At 70.9% G+C, this 14,800-nt stretch carries 9 protein-coding genes; 4 read left to right on the forward strand and 5 right to left on the reverse strand.

What is annotated here, in order from left to right; genetic code table 11:
• Positions 1 to 5,057 (reverse strand): type I polyketide synthase (locus Q8A52_RS32690; protein ID WP_316758021.1); only part of this gene is annotated, 5,057 nt, incomplete at its 3' end.
• Between the two features lie 897 nt (positions 5,058 to 5,954).
• Here Q8A52_RS32690 and Q8A52_RS32695 point away from each other — a divergent pair.
• Positions 5,955 to 6,635 carry a 4'-phosphopantetheinyl transferase family protein gene (locus Q8A52_RS32695; RefSeq protein ID WP_316758288.1) on the forward strand — a complete coding sequence of 227 codons (681 nt, stop codon included), beginning with the start codon at positions 5,955 to 5,957 and terminating at the stop codon, positions 6,633 to 6,635.
• Positions 6,581 to 6,889 (forward strand): cysteine hydrolase, encoded by a 309-nt coding sequence (locus Q8A52_RS32700; RefSeq protein ID WP_316758023.1) that lies wholly within the window; start codon positions 6,581 to 6,583, stop codon positions 6,887 to 6,889. The genes Q8A52_RS32695 and Q8A52_RS32700 overlap by 55 nt, the downstream gene beginning before the upstream one ends.
• A 139-nt stretch (positions 6,890 to 7,028) precedes the next feature.
• Here Q8A52_RS32700 and Q8A52_RS32705 read toward each other — a convergent pair whose 3' ends face one another.
• Entirely contained in the window at positions 7,029 to 7,202 is a 174-nt protein-coding gene (locus tag Q8A52_RS32705) for a hypothetical protein (protein ID WP_316758024.1), read from the reverse strand.
• Positions 7,203 to 7,842: 640 nt separating this feature from the next.
• On the opposite strand from Q8A52_RS32705, the gene Q8A52_RS32710 reads away from it, so the two are divergent.
• Positions 7,843 to 8,748 (forward strand): NmrA family NAD(P)-binding protein, encoded by a 906-nt coding sequence (locus tag Q8A52_RS32710; RefSeq protein ID WP_316758026.1) that lies wholly within the window; start codon positions 7,843 to 7,845, stop codon positions 8,746 to 8,748.
• Positions 8,749 to 8,997: 249 nt separating this feature from the next.
• The gene (locus Q8A52_RS32715) at positions 8,998 to 9,273 is read left to right on the forward strand and encodes a MarR family winged helix-turn-helix transcriptional regulator (protein ID WP_316758028.1); all 276 of its coding nucleotides are present in this window, start codon (positions 8,998 to 9,000) and stop codon (positions 9,271 to 9,273) included.
• Between the two features lie 40 nt (positions 9,274 to 9,313).
• Here Q8A52_RS32715 and Q8A52_RS32720 read toward each other — a convergent pair whose 3' ends face one another.
• The 3 genes from Q8A52_RS32720 to Q8A52_RS32730 form a co-directional block, all read right to left on the reverse strand.
• A complete protein-coding gene (locus Q8A52_RS32720; protein ID WP_316758029.1) occupies positions 9,314 to 10,015 on the reverse strand; it encodes a hypothetical protein in 702 nt (233 codons plus the stop codon).
• A 24-nt stretch (positions 10,016 to 10,039) separates the two neighbouring features.
• Positions 10,040 to 11,740 carry a serine/threonine-protein kinase gene (locus Q8A52_RS32725; protein WP_316758031.1) on the reverse strand — a complete coding sequence of 567 codons (1,701 nt, stop codon included), beginning with the start codon at positions 11,738 to 11,740 and terminating at the stop codon, positions 10,040 to 10,042.
• Positions 11,741 to 11,896: 156 nt separating this feature from the next.
• Entirely contained in the window at positions 11,897 to 14,542 is a 2,646-nt protein-coding gene (locus Q8A52_RS32730) for a helix-turn-helix transcriptional regulator (protein WP_316758033.1), read from the reverse strand.
• Positions 14,543 to 14,800: the final 258 nt, after the last annotated feature.

Below are 14,800 nucleotides of genomic sequence, written 5' to 3' on the forward strand. Positions count from 1 at the left end.
AGCGCGGCACGCGCCGACACCAGCCTCGCCGCATCCCCAAGCGACAACACACCCGCCACATGCGCCGCCGCAATCTCACCCACCGAGTGACCCGCCACGAAATCCGGCCGCACACCCCACGACTCCAGCAACCGGAACAGCGCCACCTCAACGGCGAACAACGCCGGCTGCGTCGAACCCGTCTGATCCAACTCCTCCGAGTCCACATCGACCGGCGCATCCAAAAGCGCACACACCTCGTCATACACCGCCGCGAACACCGGATACGACGCATACAGCCCACGCCCCATCCCCAGCCGCTGCGACCCCTGACCCGAGAACAAGAACCCGACCCTGCCCCCGACAGCACCACCCACCGGAGCGGCCCCGGAAACAATCGCCTCCAGCCCCCGGCGGAACCCCCCAAGCTCCTCCCCCACGACCGCCGCACGGCGCTCCAGCACCGCACGCGACGTCGCCAGCGAGAACGCCACGTCCTCCGGCCGAACCCCGCCGCCCCCGACGGCCTCAGCGTCCAGGAAGGACAGCAGCCGGCCCGCCTGCTCCCGCAGCGCCGCATCGCTCTTCGCCGACAGCACCCAGGGAACCGGTCCCGCAACGGCCGTCCCGCGGACGGGCTCTTGGCTCATCACGGCCTGCTCGACGATGACGTGCGCGTTGGTGCCGCTGATGCCGAAGGAGGACACCGCGGCCCGGCGCGGCAGGTCGCTCTCGGGCCACTCCACCGCCTCGGTCAACAGTCGTACGCCGCTTGCCGACCAGTCCACGTGCGGGGTCGGCTCGTCGACGTGCAGGGTCTGCGGCAGCACGCCGTGCCGCATCGCCATGACCATCTTGATCACGCCGGCCACGCCCGCCGCGGCTTGCGTGTGACCGATGTTCGACTTCAGCGAACCCAGCCACAACGGCCTGTCGTCGTCCCGTCCCTGACCGTAGGCGGCGATGAGGGCTTCCGCCTCGATCGGGTCGCCGAGCCGCGTGCCCGTACCGTGCGCCTCCACGGCGTCGACGTCCGCGGGCGCGAGTCCGGCCGCCGCCAGGGCCTGGCGGATGACGCGCTGCTGGGAGGGGCCGTTGGGCGCCGTGAGTCCGTTTGACGCGCCGTCCTGGTTGACCGCGCTGCCCCGTACGACGGCCAGCACCTGGTGGCCGTTGCGCCGGGCGTCGCCGAGCCGCTCCACCAGGAGCATGCCGACGCCTTCGGCCCAGCCCGTACCGTCGGCGCCGGCCGCGAACGCCTTGCACCGGCCGTCGGCCGACAGGCCGCGCTGGCGGCTGAACTCCACGAACATGCCGGGCGTGGACATCACGGTGACGCCGCCGGCCAGGGCCATCGTGCACTCGCCGCTCCGGAGCGCTTGGACGGCCAGGTGCAGGGCGACCAGGGACGACGAGCAGGCCGTGTCCACCGTGACGGCGGGGCCTTCGAGGCCGAACGAGTAGGCCACGCGGCCCGAGGCGACGCTGGTCGTCGTGCCGGTCAGCAGGTAGCCCTCGACGCCGTCGACCGGCTCGTGCAGCCGTGGGCCGTAGTCCTGTGCCGTCGCGCCGATGAACACGCCCGCCCGGCTCCCGCGCAGCGTGGCCGGGTCGATGCCGGCCCGCTCGAAGGCCTCCCACGCGGTCTCCAGGACCAGCCGCTGCTGCGGGTCGATCGCGGCGGCCTCGCGGGGGCTGATGCCGAAGAAGTCGGCGTCGAACTCGACCGCCTCGTGCAGGAAGCCGCCGTGCCGCGTCGAGGACTTGCCGGGCGTGCCGGGCTCCGGGTCGTAAAGCGCTTCGATGTCCCAGCCACGGTCCGCCGGGAATCCGGAGATGGCGTCGCCACCGGAGGCGAGCAGCCGCCACAGGTCCTCGGGGGAGCTCACGCCGCCGGGCAGGCGGCAGCTCATGGCCACGATGGCGATGGGCTCGTCGGGGTCGGCCACCGTCGTGGACGCGGAGGCCGCCGCGTCCTCACCGCCCAGGGACTGGGCGGCGAGGTGGCGGGCGAGTGCGGCAGGGGTCGGGTGGTCGAACAGCAGCCCGCTGGGCAGGCGCAGGCCGGTGGCCTCGCTGAGCTGGTTGCGCAGTTCCACCGAGCTGAGCGAGTCGAAGCCGAGGTCCTTGAACGTCCACTGAGTCTCGACCTGGCGGGCTTCGGCATGGCCCAGGACGGCGGCTATGTGTGCGCGGACCATGTCGAGCACGGCCTCGTCGCGTTCGTTCTCGGGCAGTCCGGCAAGCCGCCGGCCCAGGGCTCCGACAGGCGCACGGTCGGTCTCGGAGATGGCGTCCGGCTGGGGAGTCGCGGGAGCCCAGACGGTGGTGTCGACGGTCGACGCGGTGTCGCCGTCCAGCCAGTACCGCTGCCGTTCGAACGCGTAGGTGGGGAGCGCGACCTTGCGGCGTGCGCCTCGCCCGCCGCCGAACAGGGCGTCCCAGTCGGGCTCCACGCCGTGGACGTGCAGCGAGGCGACCGCCGCCAGCAGGGCCTGCGCCTCGGGGCGACGGGCGCGCAGGGCGGGGACGAACAAGGACTCGCTGTCGGCGCCGGCGCGGGCCATGGAGGTGAGCACGCCGCCGGGGCCGAGCTCCAGGTACGTGCGGACGCCCTGCTCGTCGAGGCGGGCGACGCCGTCGGCGAAGCGGACCGCGTCGCGCACATGGCGGACCCAGTACGCGGGCGTGCGCCCTTCATACCCCGAGGGCTCCTCGGACAGTCGTCCCGTCACGTTGGACACGATCGGGATGCGCGGGGCGTGGAAGGTCAGGCCCTCGGCCACGTCGCGGAACTCCGCCAGCATGGGTTCCATGTGCGGGGAGTGGAAGGCGTGGCTGACCCGCAGTCGGCTGGTCTTGCGGCCCAGGGCGGCGAAGGCGTCGGCGATCTCGGCGGCGAGGTCCTCGTCGCCGGAGATGACGACGGAGTCCGGACCGTTCAGCGCGGCGATGCTCACGCGGTGCGTGCGGTCGCCGATGCGGGCGCGGACCTCGTTCTCCGCGGCCTGGACGGCGATCATGGCGCCCCCGGCCGGCAGCGCCTGCATCAGGCGGCCGCGAGCGGCCACCAGGGCGCAGGCGTCCGGGAGCGAGAGGACGCCGGCCACATGCGCGGCGGCGAGTTCACCGATGGAGTGCCCCATCAGCACGCCGGGGGTGACGCCCCAGCTCTCCAGCAGCCGGAACAGGGCGACCTCGACGGCGAACAGTGAGGTCTGCGTGTAGAGGGTCCGGTCGAGTTCGGCCGCCTCCTCGGTGCCTTCAGGGGCGAACATGACCTCGCGCAGCGGCCGCGGCAGCAAGGGGTCGAGGTGTGCGCACACCTCGACCAGCGCGAGGGCGAACGCCGGGAAAGCCTCGGCCAGTTCGCGGCCCATCCCGGCTCGCTGGCTGCCCTGGCCCGAGAAGAGAAAGGCGAGCTCGCCGCGCGAGCCCGTGCGACCCGTGGTCAGCGCGGCGTCGATGCCGCCGGTGGACAGCTCGCGCAGGGCACGCAAGAAGTCGTCACGATCCTCGCCCACGACGACGGCCCGGTGTTCGAAAGCCGTACGGCCGGTGGCCAGCGACCAGCCGACGTCGGGCAGGGCGAGACCGGGGTGGGCCTCGGCGTGTGCGAGCAGGGCGCCGGCCTGGGCACGCAGCCCGGATGCGGTCTTGGCGGACAGCGGCCAGAAGCTCGGAGCCGCGCCCGTACCCGTCTCCGCAGCCGCGCCCGCCGGCGCCGTCGCCTGGTGTTCCGCCAGCACGATGTGGCAGTTGGTGCCGCCCATGCCGAACGAGCTGACGCCGGCGAGCAACGGGCGGCCGTCCTCGGCGTCCCATGCGCTGTGCTCGGTCTGCACCCGCAGGTTCAGCCGGTCCAGCGGGATCGCCGGGTTCGGCGTCTCGAAGTTGAGGCTGGCGGGCAGTTCACGGTGGTTGAGCGACAGGACCGCCTTCAGCAGGCCGGTGATGCCGGCCGCGCCCTCCAGGTGGCCGACGTTGGTCTTGGCCGAGCCGACCCGCAGAGGACGGCCGGGCTCGCGCCCCGTACCGAGCACTGCGCCGAGCGCGGCTGCCTCGATGGGGTCGCCGACCTTGGTGCCGGTTCCGTGCAACTCCACGTAGCCGACGTGGGCGGGGTCGATTCCGGCCCGTTCGTAGGCGAGCCGGAGCACCTGCTCCTGCCCGGACTGCAGGGGTACGGTCAGCCCGTCGCCGCCACCGTCGTTGTTGACCGCACTGCCGCGGATCACGCAATAGACGGGGTCGCCGTCCGCGACGGCCCGGGCAAGAGGCTTGAGGACGACGATGCCGCCGCCCTCTCCGCGGACGTAACCGTTCGCGCGGGCGTCGAAAGTGAAGCAGCGGCCGTCGGGAGACAGACCGCCGAACTTGGCGGCGCCCAGGGTGCTCTCGGGGACGATGTTGAGGTTCACGCCGCCCGCGAGGGCGATCGTCGATTCGCCCTTGCGGAGGCTCTCGCAGGCCAGGTGGACCGAGACCAGGGAAGAGGACTGGCCGGAGTCCACGGTCAGGCTGGGGCCGTTCAGACCGAGGAAGTACGAGACCCGATTGGCGATGATGCTGCGGTGCAAGCCTGTGACGGTATGCGGGGAGATGGCGGTGAGTCCCAAGCGGTGGTGCAGGGTCGCGTAGTCGTCCCAGATGGCGCCGACGAACACTCCGGTGCGGGTGGAACGCAGCGTCCCGGCGCGCACGTGTGCGTCCTCCAGCGCCTCCCAGGCCAACTCCAACACGAGCCGCTGCTGCGGGTCCATGGCAGCGGCCTCCTTGGGGGAGAGCCCGAAGAACCCGGCGTCGAAGTGGCCGACGCGGTCGAGGAATCCGCCCCGGCGGATGTCGGTCCTGCCGGGTGCGGACGGATCGGCGTCACCCACCGCGGCCCCGTCCCACCGGTCCTGGGGGACGTCGGTGATCGCGTCCGCGCCCTCGCTGAGCAGCCGCCAGAAGGCGACCGGGTCGGCGGCTCCCGGCAGTCGGCATGCCAGGCCGATGACCGCTATGCCATCGGCCGAATCCGCCGAAGCCGAACCGGCCCGATTCCCCGTTCCGTTGAGCTCGGACTCGACCATATTGCACTCCACCCACCCACACAGAGAATGAAAAGGCCCGCACCGTGGCGGCCACGGCACAGGTGATCGGGCCCGACCGAGCGGCAACAAGTTGCGGCGTGACCTTAGTTTCGGTCCCGCAGCCGCGCTCCGCTGCGGCAGCGGATCAGATTTAGGGGAATCCCCAAATGGTCGACGTGCACGAGCATTGACAGCCGGGGACATCTCTAAGGAGAACCCTAGGAACAGTTGTGAGAGAACTGCATCTCATACAGGTTCCCCCGATTCTCCTCCGATGATGAGGTCCCAGGTCTTTCATGGTGCATTTGCTGGCAGCCGGGAATCACTCAGGGCAGCAGTTTCCTATGGCGCGCCCCCCAGGTTGCCTTTTCGGCCCACACCCCTCCCTTTACGCAAACGCGCGAGGACTGCCCATGACCACGCTGCGGTACCCCGATGGGCAGGCCGGCCACCTGGTCACCGGCCTACAGACCAGGCGATCCGTGTGGTCCGACTGCCGGTTCGGCTCCTTGCCCGCCGGGAAGCGTCCTCCGGTGAAGGTGCCCGGCCACGAGCTGAGCACTGACGCACTGCCTGATGGTCACCTATGACGTTCGCGAGCCGCCCGTGCGGTGGTGATGATGAGGATCGCGATCGACGGTAACCTCTGCTACGGCAAATCGCCCGACCGTGGTGCCCTCGGAGGATCCCCTGGACGTCGCCGCCGCCGAGCACAACACGGATCGCCTCGGCGTGGCCGACCGGGCTCACAGCCTCACAGGTCTAGATGCTCGCTCCACTACTGATCGCCATGCGATGGTCAACGCCCGACTCGTGACTGGCTACCCGCGCGAGTTGCGCAGGTATCCGCAACCGCCGGGACGGCTGCGCCGCATTCTGCCCAGGAGGACGGGCCCGTTGATCGAGGAACTGCTGCCGGAATGCGTGGTCACCGTCGAAGAGTACGGCGACGACGACCCCGGGAACGCGTCCCTGTACCCCGAGGAGGAGGCTCTCCTCGCCCAGGCGGTCGCCAAGCGTCGCCGCGAGTTCACCGTCGTACGATCGTGCGCCCGCCGCGCCATGGAGAAGATCGGCGTGCCGCCGCAGCCGATCCTGCCCGGCGAGCGCGGGGCACCCACCTGGCCGGAGGGGCTGGCCGGCAGCATGACTCACTGCGACGGGTACTGCGCCGCCGCCGTGGTCCGCACCGCCGACCTGGCCACACTCGGCATCGACGCAGAACCCCACCAGCCGCTCCCGGACGGCATCCTGGACGCGGTGTGCCTGCCCACGGAGGAGGAGCGGCTGCGCCGCCTGGCCCTCGACCATCCGGACGTCCACTGGGACCGGCTCCTGTTCAGCGCCAAGGAGTCCGTCTACAAAGCGTGGTACCCCCTCACCGGCAAGTTGCTGGACTTCACCGAGACCGACATCAACGTCGTCGCCGACTCGGCCGAACAGCACAGCGGCGGCTTCCGCGCCCGGCTCCTCGTTCCCGGCCCGTCGGTGGGTGACCGGCGGCTCGACCTCCTCGAGGGCCGGTGGGCCGTCCAGCAGGGGCTGGTGGCGACAGCGGTCAGCGTGCCGCACGCCTGACCCCCGCGACCTCGACCAACCTCGACTTCATCCTGCGCAGCAAGGGCATCGACACCATCATCCTCGGCGGATTCCTCACCAACTGCTGCGTGGAGTCGACCATGCGCACCGGTTACGAGCACGGCTTCCGGGTGATCACCCTGACCGACTGCGTCGCCGCCACCTCGCAGGAGGAGCACGACAACGCCATCTCCTACGACTTCCCGATGTTCTCGCTGCCGATGACCGCTGCCGACGTCATCGCCGCCCTGTAGTCCCGCCGTCGGCGCCCCTGGTGGTCCGACTGTTGAAATCCATGCTTCCGGGCAGGTGGGACGAGGGGCGGCGGGAAGGTCACCGCAGGGGTGAAGTTGAATACCGCGTGCCAGCAGCAACCAGCAGCACTGCACAGCGTCACCCGGTGCAGCAACGGATCGCCGAACGAATGCTGCCGTTGATCGAGCCCGCGGTCTTGGTGATCGACGATGTGTCGGTGGCCGAGAACGGATGAATGTCGGCCGGTGTGGCACCGGAGTGCTCCGGTGCCAAGGGCAAGCGGGCCAACTGCCAGGTCGCGTCACCGATCACGCCGTGACCGACACAGCCTCTGTACGAACGACCGGGACGCCTGGGGCCTCTCATGCTCGGCTCTGCCCTGGTCGATGGCAGACGGGGACGGGACTCCCCGCGCATGCCACGAGTGACGCCGGGTGACGCGCGATGGTCAACGCGTTCCTGGCGGCTCCAGCCTTCATTGCGCCCTGAGGCGCCGGCACCGACTACGGTGGCGATCAGGCCGAAGAACCCTGCTCTGCGACACCGGTTCTAGCTGGCGAGCGGCGCTTCGTCGACGATCGACACGGTCGGCACGAGAACCCCCCGCCCCTTTCTGGAACCAGTTCCAGCCCCGGTCATTCCACTGCTCCTCACCGTCGGCAACGCCACCAGCGGTGCCACCATCGGCGCCAACCTGCGGGCGCTGCGGCCCGAGCCGGCTCCGCCCCGCTGCCGCCCGACGCGTCCGTCCGCGTGATCTCCGACCCGAGCCACTTCCACGGCGCGCAATGGACAGCCACCGTCGTCACACTCGCTCTGTGGGCCGTCATCGCTGCGCTGCTTCCCGGTCCGCGCGCTCGCCTGATGCGGCGCCACACGGCTGCCGCCGCCTGGCTGGTACGGAATCCCATCAGTTGCTTCCCCACCCGCTACTCGTTGAGGAGATCGAACAATGGCTTCCCGCAACCTCGTGCTCATCGCCAACGCCGGTGACGTCGGCCGCACGGTCCTCGAGGAACTGCGTGCGCAGGACGTGCCGGTGCGCACGTTGGTCCGCCGCGACGACAGGCGCGCAGCCGAGTTGCGTGCGCTCGGCAGCGATGTAGTCGTCGGCGATCTGACCCGACCAGAGACGGTCGCGACCGCGCTGGAGGGCGTCGGACGGATGTACTTCGCAATGCCCGTGTCACCGGACCATCTGCTGGCCGCCACGGTGGTGGCCACGGTGGTACGCGAGTACGGGCAGCTGGAAGCCCTGGTGGACATGTCGCAGATGACGGTGTCGCAGATGACCGCCACCAGCACCGCCGAGTCCCACCAGCAGCGGCTGCACTGGCTGGCAGAGCAGGTACTGAACTGGTCAGGCCTGCCCGTGGTCCACATCCGGCCGACATCGTTTCTGGACAACCCGCTTTTCACCACCCTGGCGGCGGCGTCAATCAAGGAGAACGGGACGATCGCCCTGCCGTTCGGCACCGGGCGCACCTCGCCGGTCGCCGTGCGGGACGTCGCCCGGGTGGTCGCCACCGTGCTCCGCGACCCGGCCCCGCACATCCGGCACGTCTACGAGCTGACGGGACCACGCTCGGTCGACATGAACCAGATGGCCGAGGAGTTCTCCGAGGCCCTGGGGCGTGAGGTGACCTATGTGGACGTGCCGCTGGACCTGTGGCAGGCCGAGGTGCTCGCCAAAGCGGGCCTGCCACCGCACACCGAACAGCACATCGCCACCATGGCCCGACTGCACCGCGAAAACCGCTACGACCGCACTTCTCACGACGTCGAACGCGTGACGGGCGTACCGGCTCAGACGATCAAAGCGTTCGTGGCTGCCCGCAAGGACTTCTACCTGGGCTGACACCTCGTCGAACCCTAGCGGTGGGCGTGAACCACGGCGGTACACACCTCAGCGCCTGTCCGGGCCGCTGCGGAGTGCCTCGACGGCGTGCTGCCGCAAGGCTGAAGGCCTTGATACTGGCCTGAGGCACTTGGCCGTTGGCGCCCGGAACCCCCTCGACGACCACTTCCTCCCCACTGAGACTGCCCAGGAGCTCGAGGGGCAGGGAGTCGATGAGGCGGACGTCCGCGGAGGCTCGACGACGAACCGGTGTGCACGCAGGCCGCGTTGGCGCGGGGCATCGGTGTCCTCGACGACCTGCGGGAACGTGGGCTGATCCGTCGGCAGCCCGATCCGGCGGACCGGCGGGCGCGCCTACTCTCACTCACCCGGGCGGGGCGCCAACTGCGCGACGCGGTCCAGGCGGCGATCCAGCAGCGCGAGGAGCGACTGCTGGATCGCCTGCCGGAAGAAGATCGACGCGGCTTCCTGAACGCGCTACAGGCCCTCGCCGCGCTGTCTCCCTCCGAGATCGGCAGGGAGTGAGATCTGGTCGACCAACTTCTGCTGAAAGCCGGTTGTGGTCTCAGCCACAGCGGTAGGTGAAGGATGCCGAGGCCGTGCGCGCTGTGGGGCTGAGGATGTCGACGACGACGCGCGCCTTGTGGGTGCCCCTGCCATGGAAGGTCCAGCGCATCGGCAGGCTCAGGCGTTCCTGGCCCGCACGTACGGTCTGGCGCAACTCGCCCGAATCAGTGCCGTCGTTGCGGACCCATCGGTAACGGATGCTTCCCGCCGCCCCGTTGGTCGTAGCCACGGCGACCACGGTGGCCGATCCGTCGCACCGCAGCTCGGTCGGCCGCGCGCTCACCGTGACCTGGGTGACGGCCAGTTCCGGAGTGTTGCGCTGCCACAGGATCACACCGATGGCGGCAGCCACCAGCAGCACGAGGGCCACCCACACCAGCGGCCGCCCGGTGCGGCGCGGGGTCCGCCCGGTGTGATGCGGGGGGCCGTCCCGCCAGACCGCGGTGCCGCGGTGGTGGGAAGGCTCCTCGTCGGGAAGGCGCAGGGTCTGCATCGCGTCCTCGGTCACCGGATTCAGGGGGTACACGCCGGTGTTCCACACGGTCGCGGCCGTGGGCTGCTCGTCGTGCCGCCGTGGCGGTGAAGGGATGGCGGTGGGGGTCCAGCCCGTCGACAGGTACTCGGGTGCTTCCTCCGCATGGAAGCCGCGGTGGCGGTGCCGATCGAGCGGTTCGGTGGGCCAATCGTCGTTCGTGCTCATACCGATCGTTCTCCAGGCCCTCGCTCAGCCCCTCGGCTGGAGGATGCAGGCCAGCGCGTCCATGTCCCGGTAGGTCTTCCCGGACTCGGCGTCGGGCGTGGTGCTGACCTGAAGTCCCCAGTACCGGGGGCAGGTGGTGAAGTCGTGGTGGTAGGAGAGCTGGTAGCTCGTCCGGCCGCTGAGCCGGTAGGTCTCGCTGCTTCCGTCCTGCTGCCCGGGAGTGTCGGCCTGGTCGCTGTCGTACCAGGTCAGTGTGAGGCTGACGGGCTCAGTGCCGGTCGTGGTGACAGTGACCGTCGCGTCGGCGCCGCGTCCCTGCGCCGACTCCTGGAGGGAGGTGATGCCCACCGAGCGGACCGCCATCGCGGCGGGGGACGCCGTGGGCGACGCGGTCGGTTGCTGCGATGCGGTGGATTGCGAGGGCGCCGCCGGATCATCTCCGGGTGCACTCGTGCGGGTGCTGCCGCCGGCGGTGCGTTGTCCCCGTGTCTCGGCCGAGGCTCCTCTGGAGTCCGGGGTGCCGGGCGCCCGGGAACCGTCCGCCGGTGACGAGGAGGCTTCCGGATCGTCCTCAGCGGCATCGTGGGTGGACGGCCACGTCGAGCCCGATGCGCCGTCGCCGCTCCCGCTCCCGCTCCCGGGGGCGGTGAGCGCGCTGTTCCTGGCCGATCCGTTGCCCGTGACGCTCACGGCGACAGCGGCGCCGGCCAGCAGCACCGCGGCGGCGATGGTCACCGGGACCTTGCCCGGTCGCCGCCACTGTCCGCGCGTCCGCCGGGGAGAGTGATCGGCGGCCGGTTCCTCGTCCATGTCGGTGGTGGCCAGCTCGGTCGTCGCGTCAGCGCCGCCGGCCGGGGCCTGCGGCATCTCCAGCAGCAGGGCGGCGATGAGCGCGGCAAGGGCGCGCATGCCCCGCTTCTCCCAGTCGGGGCCGTATCCGGCGGCAGCCGCGGTCTCCAGCTCGGCGAGGAAATCGTCCGCCGAACGGAACCTGTCGTACGGGCTCTTGGCCATCCCGCGCAGTACGAGCGCGCGGACGGGCTCGGGCGCGGCTTCTGCCGGCACGGGCGCGGACATGTGCCGTACGGCGATCTCGGCGAGGTGTTCTCCGCCGAACGGGCGGGTCCCGGTCACGCACTCGAAGAAGGTGACGGTCGCCGCGTACACGTCGGTCGCGGGGGAAGCCGGATGCCCCTCCCACTGTTCCGGCGCCATGTACACCGGGGTGCCTGCCGTACCCGCGGGTGCCGACCCGTCGCGCGCGGCGATGCCGAAGTCGACGAGCTTGGAGGTGGCCTCGGTGGTGACGAGGACGTTTTCGGGCTTGTAGTCGCGGTGGACGATGCCCAGGTGGTGCGCCGCGCTCAGGCCGAGAAGCGAGCCTTTGAGGACGGTCAGCGCCGCTTCGGGCGTGGTCGCGCCTTCCTGTCGCAGAAGGGCCCTCAGGGAGAGCCCGTCCACCAGGTCCAGCACCATGGCGGCACCGTCCCGGCTCTCCACGTACCGGTGCAGGCGCGCCACGTGCGGGGAGTCGACTTCCCTGAGCAGCTGAGCCTCGGCACGGAAGTCCTGGAGGAAGCGGGCGTCCCCCGTCAGCCGCTCGTTCAGGTACTTGATCGCGACGCGCGTGCCGGAGGCCGCCTCGACGGCCATCACCACGCGTCCACTGCCCCCGGTCCCCAGCTCGCGAATCTCGGTGAAACCGGGAACGGACCAGGTCTTCACGGTCCCGTTCTGCCTTTCCTCGACACCAGCCCCGGGGATTCACGGGGCCGCGCCCAGCCTGGCAGTCGCCGGCACAACTCTTCCTGAGTAGTCACTGCTCAAAAGTGGACGGTCCCGGTGACGTGGGCCCGCACGTCCCGTCGGTGGCCCGGTGGCTCACCTTCGCCTCAGTGCGTCGGGCAACTCGCGGCGGGTGGTGATGCCCAGTTTGGTGAAGACCTGGCGCAAATGGTTGTCCACCGTGCGCACGGAGAGAGTCAGCCGTCCGGCTATCTCCTTGCTCGACAGGCCGGACGCGGCGAGAAGGGCGATCTCCGATTCCCGCTGTGTCAGCGGTGTGGGCGCGGAGGTGAGCGCCAGCAGAGGGGTGACGGCGCCCTGGCAGTTCCGGGTGAGACGGTTCGCCCGTGCCTCAGCCGCCGTGGCCGCCCGCGCCGCGCCGCTGCCGCGAAGAATGCCGGCCGCGTCGGCCGCCGCCTCGGCTGCCAGCAGGTGAGCCCCGATCGAGTCCAGCCGCTCGGCTGCCGCGAGCAGCGCTTCGGCGTCGCGGTCAGCCATGGCGGCGACCAGGTCGGCCCGCGCGCCGGCAAAGGCCCCGTCGCAGCGGCCGGCCAGCTCCGCGACACGTTCGCGGACCTGCCGGGCGCCGCCGAGCCGCGCCGCCTCGGTCAGCAGGAGCAACTCCGAGCTGCTGTATTCGGCGGCGCGGGCCCGGGCGGCGGCCTGGAGCACGACCTCGCGGCCGGCCACCAAGTCGCCCCTGGCTGCCAGCAGCCAGGCGCGCCCCAGGGCGTCCTCCCCAGCCAGGAACGGAAACTCCGGATAGCTGTCGAAGTCCGCATGGACGGACTCCGCGGTCTCCGTGTCACCGGTGAGAGCGGCCGCTGCCGCCAGCCCGGACGCGGCGAGCCGCAGCAGGATCAGGACGTTCTGCTGACGAGCCACCGTGAACGCCTCGCCGTACCAGCGCCGGGAGTCCGCCGCCCGGCCGGCCAGCCAGTGGATACGTCCAAGACCCCACGCGAGCCAGGCGGCCGGCTGGGTCGCGCCCGCCTCGACCGCGCTCGCGTGGCCGCGCTCCGCGGTGCGCCGGGCGTTCTCGAGATCACCGGCCGCGGCATACGCCAGCGACAGGGCGGACAGCGACGCCGAAGGGTGCTGGATCACGACGCCTTTGCTGGCCCGCACATGTTCCTCGTAGGCGACCTGACCCAGTTCGATGGCCTCGGCCGTGCGACCGGTGGACCCGAGTCCGAGCACTCTCATCCCGAGCCCGTAGGTGCGCACCCGGTCGTCCGGTACCTCCTCCACTCCCTCCAGGAGCCTCAGCCCGGCCTGCGGCTGTCCGCCGATGACGTGAATCGCTCCCTGATCGATGTCCAGAGCGGCGAGCAGACGGGGATCGCTGATCACGGCGCGCCCATCGGTATGGGCCTTGAGCGCCTCCTCGGCCTTTCCCGCGCCCCACAACAGATTCTGTGTGCGCTCCACCGTGATGATCAGCCGCTGCTCGTCCGTGCGGGCCAGGGCGTAGGCGTGCGAGAGCATCTGCTCGGCCTCGCCCAGGCGGCCCAACTGGTAGTAGGCCTCTCCTTCGAGGATGCGGCTGCTGAGCGACCGGTGGGTGTCGGGCAACGCCTGCAGAAGCGTGAGTACTTGCTCGTAGTCGTGTCCGTGCCGGGCGAGCCCGGCCGCCAGGATGATCAGCTCCGGGTCCGCGGCGCCGGTCGCCGCGAGTTGCCAGGACGCCATGCGCAGGGCGTCCTCTCGCCGACGTGTCCCCCGGGACTTCATCCTCTCCAGCAGGCCGCACAGCAGACCGCGCCGTGCCACGACCGGCAGCTGTGCGCTGATGACCTCGCCGTACAGGGGGTGGGCGAGCGTCACGCAGGTGCGCCTGCCGTCCACCTGGACGTGGATCAGGTCGGCCGCCTCAAGCCCGGCCACCGTGGCGGAGGGCACCTGGTCCGTGAGGTCGTGCACGCTGAGCGGCTCGGCGAGCGCGAGCAGTTGGAGAGCGTGGCGACCGAGCGCGTCGACGGCCGCGAGCCTGTCCTCGATCCGCTCGGTGAGCCAACGGGTGCCGGCCGGCGGACCCGACAGCCGCCACAGCTCACCGTGGCGGGCAAGGTCGCCTCGTTCCAGCGCGCCGAGCACCAGTTCCCTCAGGAAGAGGAGATTGCCGTTGCTGGCCCGGTGCAGTTCAAGGCTCGACCGGCGCTCGACGCTGCCGCCGAGTACGGAGGAGAGCACGTCCTCGCTCTCCAGGGGCTGAAGCGCCGTCAGGTCTATTCTTCGCATCCGGTCGTACTGGTCCAGGGCCAGCACGGCGTCGACGGCCGCATGGCCCGAGCGGACAGTGGCCACGAGGAACATCACCCCCGCCGTCAGCAGCTGCGTCACCAACGTTGCCGAGGCCGCGTCCAGGTGGTGAAGGTCGTCGACGAGCATGACGAAGCGGCCGCGCCCGCCTGTTTCGAAGGCCTGGACCGCCGCACGGAATGCGGCGGGAGGATCCGACAGATCGAGACCCGGCGGCAGCAGATGCGCGACCGCGCCCAGGGGAATCGTGGCCGCCGCTGCGGTGGCCACCGTCCTGCCGCCCCGGGCGCCGCCTGCCACCAGTTCCTCCCAGAACCGTTCGGCCAGGCGGCTCTTCCCCACGCCCGCGTCCCCGTAGACGATCGCTCCCTGACAGCCGGGATCGTGCCACGCGGCGCGGAGCATGGCCGTCTGGGCCTCGCGCCCCACGAAGGGCCACCGCCCCTGGGGCACGTCAGGGCAGGGGGTACGAGCAGACATGGGACCCTCCGGGATGTGCGCGCTGACGGTCTGCACTGGACCATCGGATCGCCGGGGGCCCGCTCCCGCGACGGGCAGCACACGGCTGCCACGTCGGCCGGGAGAGGCCTTCGCCCGGGGGACCGACTGTGAAGGCAGGCCGTCGGGCAGACCCTACAGACCAGGACCTCACGGCCAAAACCGCATTTCGCTCCGCGTCTCGGGCCGCCCCCGGTGCGCAACCGCTTTCCGGAGCCCCTACCCCTGGGGCGGGTTGAC

The organism is Streptomyces herbicida (assembly GCF_032656585.1).
GTDB classification, from domain to species: domain Bacteria; phylum Actinomycetota; class Actinomycetes; order Streptomycetales; family Streptomycetaceae; genus Streptomyces; species Streptomyces herbicida.

Excerpts from the sequence above, each read along its gene's own strand:
- Q8A52_RS32720 (WP_316758029.1), bottom strand. The coding sequence starts at position 10,015 with ATGAGCACGAACGACGATTGGCCCACCGAACCGCTCGATCGGCACCGC.
- Q8A52_RS32710 (WP_316758026.1), top strand. The coding sequence starts at position 7,843 with ATGGCTTCCCGCAACCTCGTGCTCATCGCCAACGCCGGTGACGTCGGC.
- Q8A52_RS32730 (WP_316758033.1), bottom strand. The coding sequence starts at position 14,542 with ATGTCTGCTCGTACCCCCTGCCCTGACGTGCCCCAGGGGCGGTGGCCC.